The 24,518-nt window shown below is 45.3% G+C and carries 20 protein-coding genes; 3 read left to right on the top strand and 17 right to left on the bottom strand.

What is annotated here, in order from left to right; genetic code table 11:
- Window positions 1–107: 107 nt before the first annotated feature.
- The 8 genes from recJ to DWZ93_RS00910 all read right to left on the bottom strand — a co-directional run bounded on the left by recJ (window position 108) and on the right by DWZ93_RS00910 (window position 8,855).
- Window positions 108–1,868, bottom strand: a complete 1,761-nt coding sequence (gene recJ, locus DWZ93_RS00945; RefSeq protein ID WP_118451724.1) for a single-stranded-DNA-specific exonuclease RecJ — start codon at window positions 1,866–1,868, stop codon at window positions 108–110.
- Between the two features lie 90 nt (window positions 1,869–1,958).
- Entirely contained in the window at window positions 1,959–4,103 is a 2,145-nt protein-coding gene (gene secD / locus DWZ93_RS00940) for a protein translocase subunit SecD (protein ID WP_118451723.1), read from the bottom strand.
- A 19-nt stretch (window positions 4,104–4,122) separates the two neighbouring features.
- Complete coding sequence (gene scfB / locus DWZ93_RS00935; RefSeq protein WP_118383322.1) at window positions 4,123–5,517, bottom strand: thioether cross-link-forming SCIFF peptide maturase; 1,395 nt, start codon at window positions 5,515–5,517, stop codon at window positions 4,123–4,125.
- A gap of 137 nt (window positions 5,518–5,654) precedes the next feature.
- Window positions 5,655–5,795: a six-cysteine ranthipeptide SCIFF gene (gene scfA, locus DWZ93_RS00930; protein ID WP_118383321.1), complete on the bottom strand. Its 141-nt coding sequence runs from the start codon at window positions 5,793–5,795 to the stop codon at window positions 5,655–5,657.
- A gap of 73 nt (window positions 5,796–5,868) precedes the next feature.
- Window positions 5,869–6,243, bottom strand: coding sequence for a TIGR04086 family membrane protein (locus tag DWZ93_RS00925; RefSeq protein ID WP_118383320.1), 375 nt, complete (start codon window positions 6,241–6,243; stop codon window positions 5,869–5,871).
- Between the two features lie 72 nt (window positions 6,244–6,315).
- Entirely contained in the window at window positions 6,316–6,861 is a 546-nt protein-coding gene (gene spoVT, locus DWZ93_RS00920; protein ID WP_118383319.1) for a stage V sporulation protein T, read from the bottom strand.
- An 85-nt stretch (window positions 6,862–6,946) separates the two neighbouring features.
- Window positions 6,947–7,663, bottom strand: coding sequence for a sulfite exporter TauE/SafE family protein (locus DWZ93_RS00915; protein ID WP_243007065.1), 717 nt, complete (start codon window positions 7,661–7,663; stop codon window positions 6,947–6,949).
- 145 nt (window positions 7,664–7,808) lie between these two features.
- On the bottom strand, window positions 7,809–8,855 hold the full coding sequence (locus DWZ93_RS00910) for a glycerol-3-phosphate dehydrogenase (protein ID WP_118451722.1): 1,047 nt from the start codon (window positions 8,853–8,855) through the stop codon (window positions 7,809–7,811).
- Between the two features lie 324 nt (window positions 8,856–9,179).
- Here DWZ93_RS00910 and DWZ93_RS00905 point away from each other — a divergent pair, with 324 nt between their 5' ends.
- On the top strand, window positions 9,180–10,268 hold the full coding sequence (locus tag DWZ93_RS00905; protein ID WP_118451721.1) for a LacI family DNA-binding transcriptional regulator: 1,089 nt from the start codon (window positions 9,180–9,182) through the stop codon (window positions 10,266–10,268).
- A 13-nt stretch (window positions 10,269–10,281) separates the two neighbouring features.
- On the opposite strand, the gene DWZ93_RS00900 is transcribed toward DWZ93_RS00905, so the two are convergent.
- On the bottom strand, window positions 10,282–10,935 hold the full coding sequence (locus DWZ93_RS00900; protein WP_118383317.1) for an HAD family hydrolase: 654 nt from the start codon (window positions 10,933–10,935) through the stop codon (window positions 10,282–10,284).
- 114 nt (window positions 10,936–11,049) lie between these two features.
- On the opposite strand from DWZ93_RS00900, the gene DWZ93_RS00895 reads away from it, so the two are divergent.
- The gene (locus tag DWZ93_RS00895) at window positions 11,050–11,496 is read left to right on the top strand and encodes a GatB/YqeY domain-containing protein (protein WP_118383316.1); all 447 of its coding nucleotides are present in this window, start codon (window positions 11,050–11,052) and stop codon (window positions 11,494–11,496) included.
- Between the two features lie 123 nt (window positions 11,497–11,619).
- Here the strand turns inward: DWZ93_RS00895 and DWZ93_RS00890 are convergent, their stop codons facing one another.
- The 4 genes from DWZ93_RS00890 to pth form a co-directional block, all read right to left on the bottom strand.
- Window positions 11,620–15,225 (bottom strand): ABC transporter ATP-binding protein/permease, encoded by a 3,606-nt coding sequence (locus DWZ93_RS00890; protein ID WP_118451720.1) that lies wholly within the window; start codon window positions 15,223–15,225, stop codon window positions 11,620–11,622.
- A gap of 118 nt (window positions 15,226–15,343) precedes the next feature.
- Complete coding sequence (locus DWZ93_RS00885) at window positions 15,344–16,378, bottom strand: peptidyl-prolyl cis-trans isomerase (protein WP_118451719.1); 1,035 nt, start codon at window positions 16,376–16,378, stop codon at window positions 15,344–15,346.
- Window positions 16,379–16,452: 74 nt separating this feature from the next.
- Window positions 16,453–19,794 (bottom strand): transcription-repair coupling factor, encoded by a 3,342-nt coding sequence (gene mfd / locus DWZ93_RS00880; RefSeq protein WP_118451718.1) that lies wholly within the window; start codon window positions 19,792–19,794, stop codon window positions 16,453–16,455.
- Between the two features lie 6 nt (window positions 19,795–19,800).
- Window positions 19,801–20,382 carry an aminoacyl-tRNA hydrolase gene (gene pth / locus DWZ93_RS00875; protein WP_118383312.1) on the bottom strand — a complete coding sequence of 194 codons (582 nt, stop codon included), beginning with the start codon at window positions 20,380–20,382 and terminating at the stop codon, window positions 19,801–19,803.
- A 117-nt stretch (window positions 20,383–20,499) separates the two neighbouring features.
- On the opposite strand from pth, the gene DWZ93_RS00870 reads away from it, so the two are divergent.
- Window positions 20,500–20,931: an FMN-binding protein gene (locus DWZ93_RS00870; protein WP_118451717.1), complete on the top strand. Its 432-nt coding sequence runs from the start codon at window positions 20,500–20,502 to the stop codon at window positions 20,929–20,931.
- A gap of 52 nt (window positions 20,932–20,983) precedes the next feature.
- Here DWZ93_RS00870 and DWZ93_RS00865 read toward each other — a convergent pair whose 3' ends face one another.
- The 4 genes from DWZ93_RS00865 to DWZ93_RS00850 all read right to left on the bottom strand — a co-directional run bounded on the left by DWZ93_RS00865 (window position 20,984) and on the right by DWZ93_RS00850 (window position 24,481).
- Window positions 20,984–21,247, bottom strand: coding sequence for a glyoxalase (locus DWZ93_RS00865; RefSeq protein ID WP_118451716.1), 264 nt, complete (start codon window positions 21,245–21,247; stop codon window positions 20,984–20,986).
- Window positions 21,248–21,268: 21 nt separating this feature from the next.
- Window positions 21,269–21,919 (bottom strand): HAD family hydrolase, encoded by a 651-nt coding sequence (locus DWZ93_RS00860; protein ID WP_199665863.1) that lies wholly within the window; start codon window positions 21,917–21,919, stop codon window positions 21,269–21,271.
- 57 nt (window positions 21,920–21,976) lie between these two features.
- Window positions 21,977–22,753, bottom strand: a complete 777-nt coding sequence (gene sigG, locus DWZ93_RS00855) for an RNA polymerase sporulation sigma factor SigG (protein WP_118383309.1) — start codon at window positions 22,751–22,753, stop codon at window positions 21,977–21,979.
- Window positions 22,754–22,873: 120 nt separating this feature from the next.
- Window positions 22,874–24,481, bottom strand: a complete 1,608-nt coding sequence (locus tag DWZ93_RS00850) for an MBL fold metallo-hydrolase RNA specificity domain-containing protein (RefSeq protein WP_118451714.1) — start codon at window positions 24,479–24,481, stop codon at window positions 22,874–22,876.
- Window positions 24,482–24,518 lie beyond the last annotated feature (37 nt).

Here is a 24,518-nt window from a genome sequence, read left to right as displayed (position 1 = left end):
ATGCCCTCCTTCCTTTCAGTATCGAATATACTATTTTATAGTATAGCATTTGGATACAATGTTTTCAAACTCTTTTACATATTATACCTATTTATAGGTAATTATAATTACATATAATGGGTAATGATAATTTGCATACTTCGGTTACCCATGTATTCATTAATACCCGGATAAAAAGTAAATGACATCCGAATACCGGATGATTTACCTGCAAGTAGCCGTTCTGCGCAGTCTCTTCCATATCTGGCAGTCACTGTTTCCATAAATACAGACGCATCTCCGAAGTATAATGCTTCCATCGTCACACGGCTGTCATCCCGAATCTGAAACTTCAGCATATTACGCTCTTTGCCGATTATTCTGGCAGATAAGAGTTCTGCATTCCGCACTGCAAATACCGGCTTGGTATTGCCTTTTCCAAATGGTTCTAACAGTTCCAGCTCTTCGATAAACTGTTCTGTAATGTTGGAAAATGGAAGTTCCATATCTATTGAGACCTTCTCTTGCAGATCTTTTTCTGTGAGCGTGCAGTTCTCATTTAATCTTCTGCGAAATGCGTCTACCTTTCCCGGCTCCATTGAAAGTCCTGCTGCCTGTCTGTGCCCGCCAAACTTTGTCAGCAAATCACTGCACTTAATCAGTTCTTCAAACATATGATATGCTTCAATCGATCTGCCTGATCCTTTAACGCCATCCTCGCTGTCGGTCAGCACATATACCGGACGGTAATACCGCTCTCTGATCCTTCCTGCTACAATTCCGGCAATGCTTTCATGACAATCCGGTAAATAAATCACCAATACACGATCATCCAGATATCCTTTTTCCTCCACTATATGGACAGCTTCTTCTACTGCCCACTCGGTCAGTTCCTTTCTACTGTCATTCAATGCCTTCAAGTCGCCGGCAAGTACCATGGCATCCCGTTCATTTTTTGCTCTGAGAAGTGCCAGTGCACGTTTTGCCGTATCCAGTCTGCCTCCCGCATTGATACATGGGCCAAGCACAAACCCGACATGATATGCACGCACCTGATCTATCGGTACCCCCGTACACTGCATCAGTGCACGAAGTCCTGGATTAGAGCTGTGTCCCATCATTTCCAGTGCCTGTTTTACAAAGATTCTGTTCTCATCTGTCAGATCCATCACATCTCCAATGGTTGCAATGCCAACTGGTTCCAGCAGATAATCCAGGTCTGTCGAATCCTCTCCCATGGCTTCATACAGACATTCCATGCATTTATACGCTACCGCGGCTCCACAAAGTCCTTTAAATGGATATTCACATCCTGGCTGCTTTGGATCGACCACTGCATCTGCTGGCGGCAAATGATAAATCCGCTCTTCTCCTTCATCTGTATACGACACTTCATGATGATCCGTAACGATCACAGTCATTCCCATTTCTTTTGCATATGCAATCTCTGATTCCGCCGCAATTCCATTATCGCAGGTAATGATCGTATCAATACCATCGTCAAATGCCCGGTCAATGAGATTGCGGTTCAGACCATATCCATCCGTAATCCGATCCGGAATATCCATATCTACCTCTCCGCGCAGTCCTTCCAGTGCCTCCAGCAGAATATAGGTTGCATTCACGCCATCGATATCATAATCTCCGATCACACGTATCCTTGCACCTTCCCGAATCTTTTCCATCAGAATATCCACCGCCTGATCCATACCTTTCATCAGCATACCATCATGCAGATCTGCAATCGTGCCATTCAGATACTGATCAATGGCTTCATCTCCGATCACTTCCCGATTGCGGATCAGGCATGCGATCCTCGGCGCAATATGAAATTTTTCTCCGATCGCCTGATAGTCTGCACCTTTTCTAAGCAATACCCAGCGTTCCATAATATTCTCCATTTCATACTTTCATTATACAAAGACAGCCACGCCTGAACCGGCATGGCTGTCTGTAACCGTCACTTCTAACAGTTACTTTTATTTCTTTTTCTTTGACTTGCTCTTCAATGTATACCACAGTGTACCGGTGATACATACAGAAGAATATGCTCCTGCCAGAATACCTACCATCAGTGGTAATGCAAATTCTCTCATAGAACTTACGCCCATAATAAACAGACAGAATACCATGATAAAGGTTGTCAGTGATGTATAGATACTTCTGGTAAGTGTCTGCGTAATACTATCGTTAACGATCTCTTTCAGGTCTGCATTCTTCGTCTTTGTCTTCAACTGCTCACGGATACGGTCAAAGATAACGATGGTTGCGTTGATAGAGTAACCAACGATTGTCAACATACATGCGATAAAGGTATTACCCACAGAAATTCTGGATACCGCATAGAATGCGATAACCACCAGTACGTCATGGATCAACGCCAGTACCGCACTTCCCGCAAAGCGGATATCCTTAAATCGTAACCAGATGTAGATCAGCATACAGATAGTAGCAACGATAACCGCAATAACGGCATCCTGACGCATCTCTTTACTTGTAGTAGAACTGATATTCTCAGCTGTGATCGTAGAAGCATCTACGCCAAAGTTATCAGCCATAGCCTGATTCAGCTTCTCACGAGTATCCAGATCCAGAGTCTTGGTCTTAATGATAACCTGGTTGCCTCCAGCAACTTTCTGTGTCTGTACGTTCTTATCTCCTGTAACCTCTTCTACTACAGGAACAACCTTTTCATCCAGCTCGTCAATGCTGTAGTCTTTGTCGAATTCTACCGTTGTAGAAGTACCGCCTTCAAACTCCAGACTGTATGCAAATGCACCTCTTCCTGATGCAGAGCCTGCTCCCATTACGACAAATCCTGCAATGATTACTGCTGCCGCGATCGGATAGAATACTCTTCTCTTTGCCACGAAGTCAAATGGCTTGCGTTCTTTCTTCGGTCTATAATACAGCTTCTCACTGTGGATACCGACTGCATAGAACGCATATACGATCATACGTGTGATCACCAGTGCCGTAAACATAGACACGATGATACCGATTGCCAGTGTCTGGGCAAATCCCTTAACACTACCGGAGCCCTTCAGCCACAGTACCGCTGCTGCGATCAGGGTAGTTACATTGCCATCTACGATGGCTGACATTGCCTTGTGGAAACCTTCTTTCAAAGAATTGCGCACGCTTCTGCCTTTGCTCATCTCTTCCTTCACACGGGCGAAGATGATAACATTGGCGTCTACTGCCATACCAATACCAAGAATAATACCCGCAAGACCCGGTAAGGTCAGTGTAATATCAAAGGCATTCAGGATAACCAGTACCAGTCCTGTATAAATAACCAATGCCAGGCTGGATGCAAGTCCAGGCAGAAGATACAGGAAACACATCAGCAGGAATACCAGTACCAGGCCTGCGATACCTGCCTTTACACTGGTGCTGATTGCCTGCGCTCCAAGCTGAGCACCTACTACGTTAGAACGAAGTTCTTCCAATTCCAACTTCAAACCTCCGATACGGATCGTAGAAGCAAGATTCTCCGCTTCTTCGTATGTAAAGTTACCGGTGATATATGCCTGTCCACCAGTAATAGCCTGTTTTACGCTAGGTGCACTAATAGTCTCACCATCATATATGATTGAAATCTGCTGACCCACAAACTCCGTTGTAGCATCTGCGAACTTCTTTGTTCCGTCATCGTTCAATGTTAACTCTACTGAATACTCTTTGTTATTCAGATCGTCCTGACCTGTCTTAACAGTCGCTGTCTTGACATCAGATCCGGTAATTACTGTCTCACCATTCGGATCCTGAAATTCCAGAGAACCCGGCTTGCCAAGCTCGTCAAGAATCTTATTTGCATCTGTTACACCCGGAATCTCGATATTGATTCGGTCGTCTCCCTCCTGATATACAGATGCCTCGGTACTGTACTGTTCTACACGCCTCTGCAGCTTGTAGATCGTATCGCTCATTTCTTCACTCGTAGGATTGTCATTCTTAACCTGATAAGTGATGCTTACACCACCTGCCAGATCCAGACCAAGTTTGATATTCTTAGAAGCTCCGATATGGGCATCGCCGAATCCTACGATTGTCGTGAATCCCAGCAATCCGATCAGAACGACTGTGAGAATGAGACTGATAATGCCTTTCTTTTTGTTCATGTCTTATATTCCTTTCTCTTTATTGCTCCGCAAGTGCAGCTTTCATCATGATCGCACATTCCACACGCTTCCGCTGCATCTCACATCCAATGTCGTATGCATCATGGATCGTGCCATGGAAATTATATGCGTTAGCCATGCAGCCACCGCTGCAATAAAACTTAGCGAAACAGTTCCTGCATTTATCTTTGGAATATACACTACAGCTTCTGAATTCATCTGCGATCTCAGGCTTCGTAATACCTTCGTCCACATTACCCATCAGGAATTCATCTTGTCCTACAAACTGATGACATGGATACAGATCTCCCCATGGAGTTACAGATAAATATTCCGTACCGGAACCACATCCGGACAAACGTTTGTAAATGCAAGGTCCACCTTCTAAGTCTATCATAAAATGGAAGAAGTTGAAACCTTTTCCTTCTTTTTCACGTTCAATCATAACCTTTGCCAGCTTGTCGTATTCTTCAAAGATCTGTGGCAGATCTTCCTCTCGGATCGCATATGGATCTGTCTCTTCTCCAACCACCGGCTCAATGGACATCTGCTTGAATCCAAGGTCAGCATAATGCAGGATATCGTTGGAGAAATCCAGGTTGTTGCGGGTAAATGTACCTCTTATGTAATAACGCTCCTGATTTCTGCTGTCTGCAAGCTTCTGGAACTTCGGCACGATCAGATCATAGCTTCCCTTACCGTTACGGAATGGACGCATCTTGTCATTGATCTCTTTTCTGCCGTCCAGTGACAGTACTACATTATCCATTTCCTTATTAATAAAGTCCTGGATCTCGTCATTCAGCAGAACACCATTGGTCGTAACAGTAAATCGGAAATGCTTGTTGAACTTCTTTTCCTGTTCTCTTCCGTATGCTACCAGATCCTTAACTACCTGCCAGTTCATCAACGGCTCTCCGCCAAAGAAATCCACTTCCAGATTCCGTCTGCTGCCGGAATTAGCGATCAGAAAATCCAACGCTTTTTTACCTACTTCATAACTCATCATAGCTCTTCGTCCATGATATTCGCCTTCCTCTGCAAAGCAGTATCTGCACGCCAGGTTACAGTCGTGGGCAATGTGCATACACAATGCCTTTACCACGGTCTTACGTTCCTTAACAACCTCAACCATACCTTCGTATATATCTTTCATAAATAACTGATTGCCTTCTGTCAGTTCAATCACGTCTGACAGGGCATCTTCAATATCTGCCGCCTCATAGCGACCACCAAGCTTCGCAAGAAGTCCTGCCTTCACCTCTGGAGTCTTCAGGCTTTCTGCTGTCGGTTCTTCCTCTGCCCGGTTCACCTCAGCGATCACATCATAACAGACATCATCTACCACGTGAACTGCTCCACTATAGACATCCATCACGATATTGTATCCATTATTACGGTACTGATGAATCATATCGTACCCCTTTCTATTATAATTATATTTCTTTTTTATTTATCTCATTTATTTCATCATGGGAAATAAAGATTCCTATACAACAAGAAACAGCGACCCAAAAGACCGCTGTCCCGAGTATTCATATTATTTCAGAACTATTTGCTCTGCTCGCAAGTCTGATTTCCTACTGTGCAGGATGTCTTACATGCTGACTGGCAAGATGTCTGACACTCACCGCATCCCTTTTTCTCCAGGTTGCTGTTCATGGGTTTGTTCAATGATTTTACATGTTTCATGACCGTATCCCTCCTTACTTTTGCTTAACTTACGTCATTATAACATTTTGACATGAGTTTCGCAATCTTTTTCTTAGGATATCATACCTCCAAACATTCCTCCTCCGGCACACAGGAAAAATGTACTGGCAAAGCCTGCCACCGCTCCATCGAGTGTCCGATACACACCCAGTGTAATGATTAAAAGTAACAGGAAATAGCTAACTCCCAGTAGCAGTCCCCAGAAAAATCTCCTCACCTTCGCCATCTTTCCAATAATCAATCCTCCGAAAAATGTAGATGTCACATAGATTCCGATAATCCCGGCAGACACCACACTCTCTTCCACATTTAATTTATACAGAATCATCGCCAGGCCAAGCAGCAGAATCCCGGTCAGTGCATATGCCGCCAACAGTGATTTCAACAACCAGCCAATCTTTCCCGATACTGCTCCGTTTGCTTTCATCGTACCCCTCCTGTCATTCATCCAGTCTACTTATCCTTATGACAGGCTTTGGAAATATATTCGCAAAATAATCTATTCCATCTGACGCCCCAGAAATCCTGCCGCGCATAATGCAGCCTTCTTTTCCGGCTCTCCAAATCCTTTCTTACTATCCTGGTTCAGGAGTACCACTGCTCCTATGCTGTCCCCTACGCAAATAATCGGTGCAATCACCTCTTCTGCATACACTGCCTCCTGTTCTGCCACAATCCTTACATAGTCCCGGCTGCCTTCGGAAGCAAGCACCGTCTTTCTTCCATCCATGACCTTCCGCAATGCACTGCTGATATACTTATCCTGCAGCTCCTTCCTGCCATTTCCCGATGCTGTGATCACCTGATCGGTATCACAGATACACACAAGACACCCCAATACCTGTGCAATGCTCTCTGCATACTGCCCGGCGAAATTCGCCAGCTCTCCGATCGGCGAATATTTCTTCAGGATCACTTCCCCTTCCCGGTCTGTAAATATCTCTAACGGATCGCCCTCTCGAATGCGGAGCGTCCTTCGTATCTCCTTCGGTATCACCACCCGCCCCAGATCATCGATCCGGCGGACAATTCCTGTGGCTTTCATATAATTAATCCTCCTGTTTTCTACATATTTTTCCATATTGTAATGTATGGATAGTATGTGGAAATCCAGGAGGATTATGTATAAATTATATATTTTGAATGATCAGTGATATTCCCGATAAAATCAGTAGTATAATAACTATCTTTTTAACTGTAGTATCTTTCATGAATTTACTGCACTGCATACCCGTAAACATACCGATCAGTGCAATTACGATCAGAATCATGGCCGTGCGGATTGCCGACATCGTAAAAAGTCCCAACACAGCATATGTAATCAGGCGGATCGTGTTTTCCACTGCAAACACCATACTCACATTGCCCTTGAATTCAGTCATCGTATCTGTCATACGCGTCACGCATACACCCAGCATGGCTCCAACTCCAAAAAGTCCACAAAGCATTCCGCCAACTATTCCCATGATCAGCATTGTTATTTTTGATGGTTTGGATGTCTTATGCTGATATTCCTGCAGAAACATCTGAACTCCCAGCACCGACACTACAATCCCGAAAAATACTTTTATAATGCCCGCATCTACGTTCTTCAAAATAAAAGCTCCCGGAATACTGCCAAACAATACGAGTAAAGATAACGGCAGCCAGACTTTTGTCTTTAATTCCTTTCGATTATTCCATGTCATCAGCAGATTCATCGGATATCCGATCAGAAGCTCCGTCGGTGATATATTTGCATTCGCTGTCCCATAGCTAAGAATCGATGTAAATACCAGTGTGTTCGCAAATCCACAGACACCTTTCACAAAAAATGCAACAAACGTTGCGATTACCCACATTGTCATTCGCTCACTCCATCATCATAAAACTCTAAAACAATAAACTTTGAACAAAGGAACGGCTCCAGAATATCATAGAAGCATAGCGTTGACAAGCGGCCGACCCAAAAGTCAGCCGCACTTCTGATTAATATAAGGATTTTGTATTATTCTAATCCAGATCATCCCATGTAAATGCATCCCACGGGATATCCACTTCTGCGCCCTGATTGAGAATTACATCGATATGCATCAGAAGTGGATATTCCTTCAAATCTACTTTACCTCTCTCCGCAAGCTTCTTCACTGCTCTTGCCGTTCTGGTAGCGATCACGATAGATTCCAGTGTCACACCTTTCAAATCTTCCATTGCCTGCTCAAAAGTCAGTCCTCGTCCAAGCAGAGTTCCGATCATTCTTGTTCTTCCGCCGAATACCGTCACATACAGGTCTCCCACACCGTGCACCAGATGTTCCGGCTTTCCGCCGACAAGATTCAGGAGTTTACCCATTTCTTTCATACTCTGACCAAACAGAGCTGCCTGTGAATTGTAGTGCTGTGCACCGATCTTACCATCTTTCTTTTCAGCCAGTCCTACCGCCAGAGTAACTCCCAGAGCATAAGCATTCTTCAGTGCAACCGCACACTCTACACCTACCACATCGGTAGAAATACTGATATGGTAATAATCTGTTGCCATCAATGAACGGATATATTTTAATGTCTCCGGATCTTTACCGCAAAATGCCACATGACTGTTATCATGATCTGCCAGTTCATAGCTGGTACAAGGACCTCCGATCGCATTAAAGTTCAGATGTTTTCCTTCCGGCTGACGCTCTTCAAAAATGTATGGATAAGGTACCATCGTTCCGTCTTCCCGGTCTACCATTCCTTTGGTCACAGTAAGAAGCGGCACTTCTTCCGGAAGCACCGGCAGAATCTCATCGCAGAACCAGTCCAGTCCAAAACTGCTGACACCGCCAATGATCAAATCCGCGCCTTCCAGTGCTTCTTCAAGTTCCTCAATCTGATAATACTTAATACCATCATGAAGTGTTCTTTTTAATGTAATATGATAATTGTCTTTTCTCAGTCCGTTGATGATTTCGCGATCCAACGGCGAGCCAACCAGACGTACCTCGTGTCCGTTTTCAAATGCCGGGAATGTCAGTGCTGATGCCATCTGTCCTGCACATACAAATGTAATTACGCTCATGTTTAATCTCCTCTCCAATTTCGTTCCGTTCTTATTACGCTGTGATTAAATCACGTTTTTTTCTCTCTGTCAAATGCTCTAGGCGGCAGTTTTCCGTCATTTTCTTATATTTACTACTAATCATTCGTTTTGATTAATTAACATTTTTCTCTGCTTTCTCACTGCTCTTTTCCTCACGATTCATTTTCCCTTTGATTTATAGTACTGTTCTTGACTCCATGATTAATCAAACATATAATATTAATAATCAAAAGTCACTTTGATTAATAGCTGTTTATTAATCAAAATTGTTTGATTAATCATAGGCCGGAGGTACATACATTTATGGGGAAAAGAAAGAAAGTCACGACCAGAGATATTGCAGAAGCATTGGGTGTTTCCCAGTCTACCGTGTCCATGATCCTCAGCGAAAAGCCGCGGGTATCATTTTCACAGGATACCGTAGATAAAGTCCGCGCTATGGCTGAACAGATGGGCTATGCCGAACAGGTTCCTGATGTCAGCCGCAAGAGCAAGGCTCTGGCAAATACCATCATTGCCATCTGTCCGAATCTGTCCGGCGGATATTATTCCATGCTGCTCCATTCGATCATTGAACAGGCGAACCAACATAAATATACTGTTCTGACTGTGACTACGCTCCGTGATGCCCGGATTGAACATATCTATCTTGATCTGCTGGCAAGAAACCAGTTAGCCGGTATCATCGTTCTCTATCCGATGGCTCAGATTCCTAAACTGAATGAACTGGCGGGCAAAGTTCCAGTCATTTCCATAGGTGACAAACCGGGTAGCTATCATTTTGATGCCGTCGTATTGGACAGCAAGAAGCCAGCCATGATGATTGCTGAGCATCTTCTTTCACTTGGTCATACACATCTCGCATATGTCACAACTCCTGTACATGGTCAGGAAGTTGGCCGAATCCGCAGACTGGCAGGTATCAGACAATGTCTGGAAGAACACGGACTCCCGGAAGATCATCTGGAAATTCTTTCTACATCAAGAAAGGAATTCGCAAAATATCCGGGCGATCGGGCCGAATATCAGAACGGCTATGACCGAACCATCGAAGCACTGCAAAATGGTACTGCCTCCACCGCATTTATCGGTAATAATGATATGACTGCATTGGGTATTATGGATGCGATCACAAAACTGGGATATAAAATTCCATTCGATTATTCCGTCTGCGGATTCGACAATATTCCGCTCGCTTCCATGAAGCAGATCTCCCTGACTACGATTGAGCATGCCACTGTTCAGAAAGGTCATGAAGCCGTTGATCTTATCCACAAAAAACACAGCCAGGATCATTCCGGCAGACAGCCTTCTTATACTGTCCGCCTGGAATATGAACCCCAGCTGATCGTACGTAATTCTACCGGCAAATGCCGTAAGAATCTGCGCTGATTATATTCATCTATTAATTATTCGCCAATATATCTTCCACCGTCACATCCCGATAGGATGTAATCACATCATCTGCCAGACTGACATCCTGTCGGTATGCCTGCGGTGGCACATATGCATGACAATACATACCCGCTGTCTTTGCTGCGATTACGCCATTATATGCGTCCTCAATCACCACACACTCCTCTGGTTTCATGCTTATCTCTTTTGCCGCTTTCAAATACACATCCGGCGCCGGTTTCCCATGTTCACATTCCGCACCGCTGACCAACGCCTTAAAACATCCTTTAATCCCCAATGTCTCCATATTATGAACAATATTATCCATCGTCGAACTGGATGCCACAGCCATTTTTACATCCGCATCGTGCAATTCACGGATCAATTCCAGCACGCCGTCCATCGGCTGCAGACCACCTATCTGAATCTGCTGATCTCTGTAGGTAACCACTTCATCCATACACTCCTGCGGTGTCTTCGCCAGATGATAACGCGCCTGCAACACCGTACAATTATGAAGTAATGGACTGCCAAAGAACTCCTGCAGATCTGTTGGCTCCAGATGAATCCCATTTCTCTTCAACAAATCCAGCATGCCATCTACATAAAAACGTTCCGTATCCGTGATCACGCCATCCATATCAAATAATACTGCTTTTCTCATATTTTCCTCCCCATCGTTCAATTACTTTTATCATACATGGTCGGTTCCGCAATTGCAATCCTTCTGCACATCTGTTAATATATAAACATATTTGTAAACAAGGAGGACAAGCACATGAGTAAAATTGATGAAGTAAGAGCCGATATGGTCAAGGCAATGAAAGCCGGAGAAAAGGAAAAGAAAGACACCTTATCCCTTCTGCTTGCAGCACTGAAAAACAAAGCCATTGACAAGCGTGCTGACCTGACTCCGGAAGAAGAGACTCAGGTTATCATGAAAGAGATCAAACAGACAAAGGAAACTCTGGAACTGACTCCTGCTGACCGCACCGACATTATTGAGGAATGCAAGAAGAGACTGGCTGTTCTGGAAGCCTATGCTCCTAAGATGATGGATGAAGACGAGATCGAAGCTGTCATTCAGGCAACACTTGCCGAGCTTGGCATTGATGCTCCTACCGGCAAGGACAAAGGCCGCATCATGAAGACTCTGATGCCTAAGGTAAAGGGCAAAGCCGACGGCAAACTGGTCAATCAGTTACTGATGAAACATATGCAGTAGGTCTGACCGATATTTGTCTGACGCACTGGAATTAAAAATCCGCTTATAGGAACCTATATACGAATGCGTATCCCGATTCCTGCAAGCGGATTTTTTTATTATTCTATTCTGTTATGAACTTTTCTACTCCGTACGGAGCGCCGTTACCGGATCGCTCTTCGCCGCTTTCTTTGACGGAATCAGTCCGCCGATCAGCGTCAGCACTACACTGAGTGCAATCAGGATTACCGCCGGCACCGGAGGCAGCACCGCATTGACACTTGTATTATCTGCCACATGGTGAATGATCATGTTGCCCGGTATCAGAAGCAATAACGAAAGTCCGATACCGATCAGGCCTGCACACAGACCGATGATAAAGGTCTCTGCATTAAACACCTGTGAGATATTCCTCTTAGATGCTCCGATTGCCCTGAGAATACCGATCTCTTTCTTACGCTCCAGCACGCTGATGTACGTAATGACACCGATCATAATAGAAGAAACCACCAGCGAAATGGCTACAAATGCAATCAGTACATAGCTGATCGTATCCACTATATCGGTTACGGAAGACATGAGTGTTCCTACCACATCGGTATAGGAAATCACCTGTTCATCCTTTCCTTCTTTTTCCATTCTCTGGTTATAATCATCCAGAAGTTTTACCACTTTTTCTTTATTATCAAAGTCTTTCGGGTAAATGGAAATCTGTCCCGGTTCATCAAAGTCCACATAGCCAAGCTTCTCTAAGTTGCTGTCGTAGTTCGCGCTCTGGGTATTACTCATGGACATCATAAGCTCTGACAGATCCTGTTCCGTCATATGGAACTGGAATGCATCTGCAAATGCATCCGCATCAATCTGCATCGCACTTCCTAACGCGTTCTGCAGATTACTTCCGATCTGCGCCATCGTCTGTTGCATACCGGTCTGAAGTCCGGCTGCAAGCTGAGTCATAATCTGCTGCATTGCCGATGTGATCTGTGTCTGTAGTGCTTCTGACAACGCACCTGTATAAGCACCCATCACCTGCTTCATATAATCATTCATAGCAGCTGTAAGCTGGCTTTGCAGACTGTCCATATCGATGGCTTCTGACATCCCCTGCATCAATCGTTTCTGTCCGTCTTCGGTCTGCATATATTTCACAAAATGCTGTCCCATCTGCGCCGGATCCGGATAGCCGTTAGCATTCGCATATGTTGAATAGCCCTGTGCAAGTTCCCTCGCCATTCCCTGAAGGTCTGCATCCGAAATGTCAAACGCAGCTGCTCCAAACACCTCATTCGCCCAGTTTGTCATAATCTGCTTCGCTTCCGAGGTCTGCAGATACTCCTGCAGATATTCTCCAAAGTAGTCAGCACTTGTCTCTGTCTTTCCTTGTACATAACTCTGCATACCAGTCATGACACGAGTGATCAGATTCTGCATCTGTGCTGTTGTGATCACCACATCCCCATTCTGCTGCAGGATGGATCCCAGATATTTGCGGATAATATTCTTCGCATCATCCGTTGTCAGATACTCCGAAAAATGTTCTCCCAGTGTAGAATAATCTGCCTCCGGATGGCTTTTCACATATTCACTGTATCCTTCATTCAGAATCTGGATCATTTTCTCCATGCCACCTGGCTTCATCGTAATATCGAGATGTGACAGCATATCTCCAAGATTAAACTCCGGCATATCCGATACATCCAGATTAATCTGGCTGAGATCCACCATGCCAGACAGATTCATAGAACCGCCATCCAGTGTAAATGCATCCTGCAGATTCATAGACGACGGAAGTGCCAACGCATCGCTCAATCCATTCAATGAACTTCCATCCATGCCAAATGCTTTCTGCAGTGCTGATTCATCGACGGTAAACAGAGAATTCATATCGAATCCACTGTCACTGTCTTCTCCAAAGGTCTCTCCGGTAAATACATTCGTACCGGAATCAGCTAACTGCGTCTTTACGATCTCACTGTCCGCTGCATTCTCTGCCACATGACGCACCAGAGATACCGGATAATTAATACCCGGTGTCAGTGCCGATGCCTTGGCATCCTCACCCGGCTGTACAATTCCTACAATCTCCAGATCCTCGCCATGATTCACCAGATTCTTCATGTATTCTTCATTGTCCGTCTTATCCTTCCAGACATTATACTGACTATCATATTCATAATAGTCTGCACTGTTCACCAGTTTGAACTTCTTACCCAGAATATCATCATAGGTATATTCTCCCAGATCTGTCGGTGTCTGGATATCTTCCTCATTTGCAAACTCCCGAATCATATCATCCAGTTCCATCTGGTCTCTGAGTCCCAATGTATACAGCATAAAGTCACTGATACTTCCGTTGGAAGTAAGCACTAGCACACATTCATGATAATTCTCCGGCCAGCGTCCTGCCTTCACTTCATATTGATTCTTATAGAGCCTCGCATTCTCCGGCATCTCATAGAACACATTGGTGCTCATCATCGAAGACATCATACTGTTCGTTCCCACGGTCGATCCAAGTCCAAGTGCCGCAAATGACTGATCCGGATTCACCTGACGCACACTGTCTGCATCCTGTCTGTAGATCTGCGGTGTCACTCCATACGTATACTCTACTGCAGTCGTATACTTTTCAATCCCGGACTCGTCACTGTCCAGATATTTTTTCAGAGATTTCAGATCATTGGAATTCATCTGGGAAAACATATTCGTCACCATCTCCATGACCTTGACTTTACCATCCGACTTCTTACCACTGTTATCCTTATCCGATGCCGCCGCTGCATTTCCTACCATCATAGATGATATGTCAAATCCCGTACTCTGGATCTGCAACGGGTATTCAGATAATGTATCCTCTTCCACGGATTTAATATAGCCATTAACACCATTGGACAGTGCAAGGATCAGTGCAATGCCGATAATACCGATAGATCCTGCAAATGATGTCAGCAACGTACGCGCTTTTTTCGTCCACAGATTGTGAAAACTCAGGGACAGTGCTGTCAGAAATGACATGGATGACTTGCCCATATTCTTATGCTCCGGTTCTTTCATAGCAGGTTCATTTAGCATATATTCATCCGTATCGGAACAGATCTTTCCATCTTTTAAGTTCACAATTCGGGTAGCGTACTGTTCTGCAAGTTCCGGATTATGGGTAACCATGACTACTAACTTGTCCTTCGCCACATCCCTTAAAAGATCCATCACCTGTACGCTGGTATCACTGTCCAGTGCTCCGGTCGGCTCATCTGCAAGAAGGATATCCGGGTCATTAACCAGCGCTCTCGCGATCGCCACTCGCTGCATCTGTCCACCGGACATCTGACTCGGCTTCTTGTGGAGCTGATTGCCAAGTCCCACCTTCTCCAACGCATCCACTGCACGCTTTCTGCGCTCATCCTTACCGACACCTGAAATGGTCAACGCCAGTTCCACATTGGCAAGTACCGTCTGATGCGGAATCAGATTATAACTCTGGAATACGAATCCGATGGTATGATTCCGATAAGAATCCCAGTCTCTGTCCTTGTATTTCTTCGTGGATATTCCATTGATGATTAGGTCACCGCTGTCGTACCGGTCCAGTCCACCGATCACATTCAACAGCGTCGTCTTACCGGAACCGCTGGGACCTAAGATTGCCACGAACTCATTATCCCGCAGATTCAGACTTACATCATCCAGTGCCTTCTGTACCAGATTCCCCGTCCGATACTCTTTACAGATATGTTGTATCTGAAGCATGTATTTCCTCCTTTAACGTTTTAGCGCTTTAATATAATGCTCCTGACATTATTAAAAAGACCTCCGAACCGTCTGCCATCTGGCATTAGCGACTCAGAGGTCATGTCTTTATTAGCTTTTAGTTGGCTGAATCCGTGCTTTTCTCGCTGTCTTCTGTATGCAGAGTAACCTTCAGATCATTAAAATCTACTTTCTTCCACACACTCTTCTTCACACTGATGTCGCCTTTCTTTCTCCAGCCCTTAATCACTTCATCATACTTGTCCTGTTTTCTCTGGGAAATGATCGTCTGTTTCTTTTCTTCGGTTGCTTCCTGATCAAACAGGCTGGTAACCTTCGCTACATAATAGCCATTATCTGTCTCAATACAGTCTGTCACGCCGCCTTCATCCAGTGCATCTGCTGCCTTCGCAAGTGCCTCTGGTACGGATGCAGATCCCTCTCCGTCAAAGCTTGCTTCCGATACCGTATATCCCTGTGTCTGTGCAAAGCCTTCAAAATCACTTGTCTCTTTCGCACCTTCCGCAAATGCCTCTGCATTCGCCTTTACATTGGCTTTTTCTTCATCGCTGAGTGACTGATAGACACCATTGGCATCTGTCGTGTTAATCGAGAACAGTACATACTGCATGGCTTTCTGCTTCGCCTCATCATCTGTTACATTCGTATCTGCCTCTGCTTCGATGGCATCCGTCATCTTCTGCTTGATCGTAGCCAGTGTCAGATAACGCTCTACATACTCAGTATCTCCAGATACCTTTTCCTTATCGTCTTTGTCGTTATCCTTGCTAAATTCCTTGGCAACATCTTTAATCGCTTTCTTCTCATCATCCGAAAGACTGATCTTATAATCATCCATATGATCTTCCAAGAGATACATATTCTCCAGATCCTTCAACACCTCATCCTTTACAAGCTTCTCATAAGTCTTGCCTTCGGATGCTTCCGTCGTCCACATATTATCTCCCAGATAGCTGGAATACATACTCTCATACTGTGCCTGCGTCATTCTTGCATAGAAATTCGCAAGTCCTGCCGGAATCTCATCTCCTGCTACCGTCGCCACAGTGGCACTATCTTTCAGCCCGCATCCTGTCAGTGATGACGTTACCATCGCACCTGCCAGCACAAGCATTGCCAGTCTTTTTTTCATATTGCATTTCCTCCTGCTTCTCATGTGGATGCTTCATTATATCACCCACAACATCTATTAATTTTAGCATTATTTTAAGTATCAAGCAATGCTTTCATGGCATTTAAGACATTTTTCACAACTACCAGAGCATCCACAGCCTTCGCCTTCCGGTTCTTCTTCTTTTCTTCATAAATAAACACCGGCGGCTCCTCTGGTTTAAAGGTCAGATCCCCTTTGTACTGCTGGATCAGCTCCGGTATCTTCTCCGGACGCACCTTCGCTTTCTCGTACATGGTAAATATATACTGCTCACCTTTCTGCTCCACTGCTGTCACATAAACACTATGCGCCAATGCCTTCAGCGTTGCCACTTCCAGAAGCTTCATAACCTTTCGAGGAATATCACCATAACGGTCGATCAGCTCTTCCGTCATATCTTCCATCTCTTCTTCATTCTCAATCGCCGCGATCCGTTTGTAGATATCCAACTTCTGATACTCATTCGGAATATATGAATCCGGAATAAATGCATCTACATTCAGATCCATTGTAGTCGTAAAGCCCTCATCCTCCGCTTCACCTTTCAGCGTACGCACTGCCTCGTTCAACATTTTGCAGTACATATCATATCCAACCGCTTCCATATGTCCATGCTGCTCTGCTCCCAGCAGGTTACCTGCGCCCCGGATCTCCAGATCCCTCATGGCGATCTTAAATCCAGACCCAAGATCCGTAAATTCACGGATCGCTGCCAGACGCTTCTCTGCTTCTTCCCGCAGTAATTTATTTCTCTGATACATTAAGAACGCATATGCCATACGGTTGGATCGTCCCACACGTCCACGGAGCTGATACAACTGCGACAGTCCCAGCCGGTCTGCATCGTGGATGATCATAGTATTGGCATTGGAAATATCCAGTCCTGTCTCAATGATCGTGGTCGATACCAGCACGTCAATCTCGCCATTGATAAAGTCCAGCATGATCTTCTCAAGCTGATGTTCCCGCATCTGTCCATGGGCATAGGCTACCACCGCTTCCGGCACCAGCTTCTGAATATGCGCGCTGACTTCCGCAATATTATCCACCCGATTATAGACATAATAAACCTGTCCCTGGCGGGCACACTCCCTCTGGATAGCTTCCCGCACCATCTCGTCATTATATTCCATCACATACGTCTGAATCGGCATACGCTCTTCCGGTGCCTCTTCCAGCACACTCATATCACGGATTCCGATCAGGCTCATATGAAGGGTACGCGGGATTGGTGTTGCCGTAAGCGCCAGCACATCTACATTTTCCTTCAGCTTCTTGATCTTCTCCTTATGCTGAACACCAAAACGCTGTTCCTCGTCAATGATCAAAAGCCCCAGATCTTTGAATTCCAGATCATCACTGAGCACCCGGTGGGTACCGATAATAATATCTACCAGGCCTTTTTTCGTATCCTCGATAGTCTTCTTCTGCTGGGCTGCCGTCCGGAATCTGCACATCAGATCCACCCGCACCGGAAATTCCTTCATACGCTGGGCAAAGGTATTGTAATGCTGCTGGGCAAGAATCGTCGTCGGCACCAGATATACGACCTGCTTATTCTCCTGCACTGCCTTAAATGCCGCACGGATTGCAACTTCCGTCTTGCCATAGCCCACATCCCCACAGATCAGACGATCCATGATCTTAGTGCTCTCCATATCCTGTTTTACCGCATCAATGGCAAGCATCTGATCTTCTGTCTCCTCAAACGGAAACATCTCTTCAAATTCCCGCTGCCATACGGTATCCTCGCCATATACGAAACCTTCCTGCTCCTGTCTTGCCGCATACAACTTCACCAGATCTTTTGCAATTAATTGTACCGCACTTTTGACGCGTTTTCTCGTTCTGGTCCAGTCCTGCGTGCCAAGACGGTTCAGCTTTGGCTTCCTGGCATCGGCGCTGGCGTATTTCTGGATCAGATCCAGCTGCGTTGCCGGAATGTACAGATTACCGCCTGCTGCATATGAAATCTTCATATAATCCTTGGCAATCTTATCCGATTCAATCTTCTCAATCCCCTGGTAAATGCCGACACCGTGATTCTCATGTACCACATAGTCGCCCACCTTCAGTTCCGTAAAGTCACGGATCTTGCGGCCTTCGTATTTTTTACGCTTGCGTTTCTTACGCACTTTACCGAAAATGTCTGTTTCCGAGATCACCGTAAACTTCAGCATCGGATACTCATAGCCCTCTGCCACATGACCATAAGCTGTCATAATCTCACCAGGCTGCACTTCTCTGTCCTGCTCTTCACTGTAATAACTGCTCAGATTATAATCTCGCAGATCCTCCGCCAGACGCTTCGCCCTGGTTCTGGAACCTGACAACAATATCACTCTGTAATCATTCCGTTTCAGACGCTTCAGGTCTCTCGTCAGCATCTCAAAACTGTTATTATACGGATTCACACTCTTCGTATTAATGCTGAATTTATTCCGGAATCTAAAACCATTGCCATGAGTTTCAAGCGCAGACAATCCAATGCAGTAATAGGTATTCATCCGCTTTACGATCTCTGCCGTCTCATACAGCTCCATCTCATCATCCGATACTTCATAACCACTTTCCACGCGTTTTGCTTGCGCTTCTACAAATTCCTGTTCTACTGCCTCGCCCTTTTCTACCAGCCTGGTCGGTTCATCCAAAAATACCAACGTATCTTCCGGCGGAAAATATTCCAGAAATGACACTCGTTTTCCCGGCCTTCCCGGAAGCTCATCTGCCGGATAGATCACTGCCTCATCCAGATTCTGCACGGAACGCTGACTGTCTGTATCGAAGCTTCGAATAGAATCCACTTCATCTCCCCACAGCTCAATACGCACAGGAAGCTCCCCGGTCAACGGATAAATATCCAGGATACCACCGCGGATCGCAAACTGTCCCGGTCCGTCGACCTGTTCTTCCCTGTCATAGCCATTCTCCGTCAACGCTTTCCGGATCTCATCAAAGTCCAGTGTCTGTCCGTTTTCAATCTGGATCACCCGGTCTTTCATAGCACCTTTCACTGGAAGTGCATCCATAAATGCATCAAAAGACACCACTACAGTCAACGATTTTTCCTCCAGAATTGCCTGTACTACTGTCATGCGGGATTCCTGAAGTTCCTTGCTGCGGATATCTGCCTGATAAAAAAGGAAATCCTTTGCCGGATAAAAATAAGTCTCCGGATCCAGCATATGATATTCCTCATATACCTGTCTTGCTTTTGACTCACTGGAACAAGCGATGACTCTGTATTTACAGCCATCGCCCAGTGCGTACATCATATGCGTTTTCTGAGAATTTACACAGCCGGATATCTGCAGTACTCCGGCTTCTTTCTGTTTTTCTTTCTGAATTGCTTCAAATTCAGCCAGTTCCTGCAACGGCCCTATCAGCGCCTGCATCTGCCTCTACGCCTCCTGTTTTGCTTTTTTATTATATTCGTTCATGGCCTGCTCTACATCACCCGCCACAAGCATCTCTGCTGCGTGCATGGCTCTGGTATAGCCTTCCTGCATCTTTGCTCTGTCATCCTTAGAAAAATGTCCCAGCACATAATCTGCCAGATCATAGCCGGACGGTTTCTCACCGACACCTACTTTGATCCTTGGAAATACATTCGTACCCAAATGGCTGATAATGCTTTTGATTCCGTTATGACCTCCGGCACTTCCTTTCTTACGAATCCGGAGCTGTCCCACATCCAGACTAATATCATCATAGATCACAAGAAGTTCTGTCTCTACATCGATCTTATAAAAATCTGTCAGTGCCCGGAGACTCTCCCCGCTGAGATTCATATAAGTCTGCGGCTTTGCCAGAAGGACTTTGCGTCCCGCAATGATCCCGGTGCCCGTCAGTGCTTTTCCTTTCCGTGTCTCTACAGAAATATTATATTCATCCGCAATGCGGTCTATCACATCAAATCCTACATTATGTCTTGTACCTTCGTACTGTTTCGTAGGATTACCAAGTCCTGCAATAATATACATCGTTCTTACCTCCGTTCCTTATTCTACAAGAGAAGCTCCCATTTGTCACGCATAAATCCCTTCCTCCCTGCATACATTTATAGAAATAATACCAGGACCACTGATAAGGAGGCCATTATGAGTTCCAAAACCAGAATCGTTGTCTTACACATGAAAGAGATCATTTATACAGCGATCTTTGCTGTCTTAGCCATAGTACTGATCCTGCTGCTTATTTTCATGTTTCTGCCTAAAGTACGGGGCAGTCATAACAAAACAGCCAAATATAATCCAGGCGTCTATACTTCAGATCTGACGGTTGGAGATACCACGCTTTCGCTGGAAGTAACCGTCTCAGAAACCGAGATCACATCCATTCATTTCTCCAATCTGAATGAGACAGTCTCTGCCATGTATCCATTACTTCAACCGGCAATTGAGGAGATTGCCGACCAGATCGTCGCCAACCAGTCTCTCGATGATATCCAGTACACAGAAGAGACCCATTATACCTCTCAGGCAATCATAAATGCTGTCGATGAGGCATTGAAAAAAGCCGCGGCTAATTAGCTGCGGCTTCTCAGTTCTTATTCTTCTTTTTCAATTTTTATCTCAGATTCTTCTATCCTTCTACAATCAGATACTGTCCGCTCGGCAGTGCAAATACTTCTGCGGCTTCCTCAATCTCTTCCATTGACATGCCATCTACATCCATGCCCTCTTCTTCCAGAAATTCCTTAACTTCTTCGATATTATTCACAACTGCTGCCATGCAATCTTCCAAAAATGCCTCTGCTTCTTCCAGCGTATCAGCTACCGGCTCATCAAAGAGCTTGCCCTGTTGTTCCAGAAACGCCTGCAGACATTCTTCATCGTATTCATACATATCTCTTATCCTCCCTCACGACTATGATACGAATTGTAATAACTGATCCGGTGTAGTAATAATATGCTCTGCTCCTGCAGACTCAAGTGTCTTCCTGTCACGGAAGCCCCATTCTACGCCAACGCTCTTAACTCCTGCCGCACGTCCTGTGACAATGTCCACCTCAGAATCTCCCACATACAAGCACTCTGATTCAGGAATCTGCATATTCTTAAGAATGTAATGGATACCAGCCGGATCCGGTTTGCGCGGAATTCCATCCATCTGTCCCTGTACATAATCAAACAACTCTTTTCCGAAAAAGGTCTCTACCACATCTAGGGTCTGTTGATGCGGCTTATTCGACAACACTGCAAGCCTTATTCCTCTGTCCTTCAGCTCTTCCAATGCTTCCGGGATCCCTGCATAAGGTGCTACATGGTACGTACAGTTCTCCCCGAAGACTCTGCCATATACCTGCATTCCCTCTTCAATCCGTGTCGCTCCTTTATCGCCTGCTGCATTCAACGCATCTTCTATCAGCTTCCGTGCTCCATTCCCTACAAATCTTCGGCACTGATCTCTGCTGATCTCAGTAAGCCCCATCTCCTGCAAAGTCAGGTTCACTGAATATACCATTGAATCAAGTGTGTCTGTCAATGTTCCGTCAAGGTCAAAAATGCATGCTTTCATAATCCGCTCCTTTCTGTATCTATCATAGTATGAAAGGAATGAAAAAGCAACCGCTAATTAACTCAGATACTGGCGCATACTTTTGAGGGCACATTTCTCCAGACGGCTCACCTGTGCCTGGGAAATGCAGATCATATCTGCCACTTCCATCTGTGTCTTTCCTTCAAAAAATCGAAGCTCTATGATATACCTTTCCCGCTCTCCAAGGCGGTCCAATGCCGCTTCCAGCGACAGATTCTCCACCCATTTTTCTTCTTTGTTCTTGCGGTCACTAATCTGATCCATCACGTACAGTGGATCCCCACCGTCATTATAGACCGGCTCCTGCAAACTCATAGGCACCTGTATGGCGTCCAGCGCATAGACAATATCCTCACCTGAGATACCTATCTCCTGCGCGATTTCTTCCACCGTAGGCTCCTTCTGATTACGCTTCACATAGGTTTCCCTGGCATAGATTGCCTTATATGCCGTATCCCGTAACGATCTGCTCACCCGTATGCTGTTGTTGTCCCGCATGTATCTTCGGATTTCCCCTATTATCATCGGGACAGCATAAGTGCTGAATTTCACATCCAGCTCCGTATTAAAATTATTGATTGCCTTGATCAGACCGATACATCCGATCTGAAACAGATCATCCGGGTTTTCATTGCTATTACCGAACCGTTTGATAACACTTAACACCAATCTCAGATTTCCCTTAATATACTGTTCTTTCGCCTCTTCATCCCCTGCCTTGATACGCGCAAACAAAGCTTCCTTCTCCTGATTACTCAGGATAGGAAGCTTTGCTGTATTCACTCCACATATTTCCACTTTTCCCTGTGCCATTACGAACCTCCACCAGATGTATATTGGCTGTATCCACAGCTCTATCTAGTAGAAATTCTCTCCATATGGTCAGGTGTTATTCTCCCTTGAGGAAAATAAAAAAATTTTTAGTCCTTGACATTAACGATCCCATTTGTCTGCCAGATTCTGAATCTGTGTCTCGAATTTGGCCAGATCTTTGTTCGCCAGTCCTTCATTCTTAAGAACCACCTGCAGCAGTCTCTTAGCAGCTGCAACCACACGTTCAAATGCAGCATTGGCACGTGCTCTTGCCGGCTTCTCAGCAGCCTTCTTCGGTACCGGTGTACCTGCCGTAATCACCGTATTCGTCGCCAGATCCACACAACCACCGGAATACGGTGCAAATGCCGGGCATCCGATCTCTTTGGATGCAAGCTCTGCAAAGCTGTCTGTCACATGATCCTCACCATGTACGACCATGATCCTCTCTGGCTTCTTCTCAAAACCATGCAGCCATGCCAGAAGTCCGTTCATATCTGCGTGACCACTGATCCCCTGCAGGCATTCAATCTTCGCATTGACCATAATACTCTCGCCAAAGATCTTAACGCACTCTGCACCTTCTACAAGCTTTCGTCCAAGAGTTCCCACTGCCTGATATCCTACAAAGCAAATGGTACATTCTTTACGCCAGAGATTGTGCTTCAGATGATGTCTGATACGTCCTGCATCACACATGCCGGAAGCTGAGATGATAACCTTCGGCTTCTCATCAAAATTAATCTCCTTAGAGTCATCACTCGTGATAGACGTCTTTAATCCTGGAAATACCAGTGGGTTAATACCCTGTTCGATCAGCTTCATAGCATCCTCGTCAAAGCAGGACTTTACATTCTTATTGAACACTCTGGTAGCTTCAATCGCCAGTGGACTATCCACATAAACTTCAAAATCCGGATACTCCGGAATCCGGTTCTCTTCCTTAATCTCCCGGATAAAATACAGGATCTCCTGCGTCCTTCCTACGGCAAAGGATGGGATCACTACATTACCGCCCCTGTCAAATGTCTCTTTCAAAATACGGGTAAATTCGCCTACATAATCCGGAATCTTATCTCCGTGTGTCCGGTTCCCGTATGTAGATTCGATCACCACATAATCTGTCTCTTTTACACACTGAGGATCTTTGATGATCGGCTGGTTCAGATTGCCTACATCTCCGGAAAATACAATCTTTTTAGACACGCCATCCTCATTGATCCAGATCTCAATACAGGCTGATCCGAGCAAATGTCCCACATCGGTAAATCTTACCTCAATGCCTTCACACAGTGTGATCCTCTGATTATAATCACACGGAGCCAGCAGACGTATCGCTGCATCTGCATCCGCCATGGTATACATTGGTTCATAGATCTCTGCACCGCTTCGTCTTGCCTTTCGGTTGCGCCATTCTGCCTCAAATTCCTGGATGTGCGCGCTGTCACGCAGCATAATATCACACAGATCTGCTGTAGCAAATGTCGTAATGATCTCACCCCGGAATCCTTCTTTTGCCAGCAGAGGAAGCTTACCTGAATGATCGATGTGCGCATGAGTCAATAATACGTAATCGATGTCACCCGCATTAACCGGAAGCTCCTGATTCTCATACAGATCCGGTCCCTGTTCCATACCACAGTCAATCAGAATATTCCTGCCACATGCCTGAAGCAAATGACAGCTTCCAGTCACTTCATGGGCTGCTCCTATAAACGTAAGTTTCATACCGTCATCCCCTTTTTCTTATGTATCTGTCACGGTT

The sequence above is a fragment of the Dorea sp. AF36-15AT genome (assembly GCF_003477705.1).
GTDB classification, from domain to species: domain Bacteria; phylum Bacillota; class Clostridia; order Lachnospirales; family Lachnospiraceae; genus Claveliimonas; species Claveliimonas ammoniilytica.
Note: the sequence above shows the minus strand (reverse complement) of the source record. Positions and strands in the feature narration are given on the sequence as shown.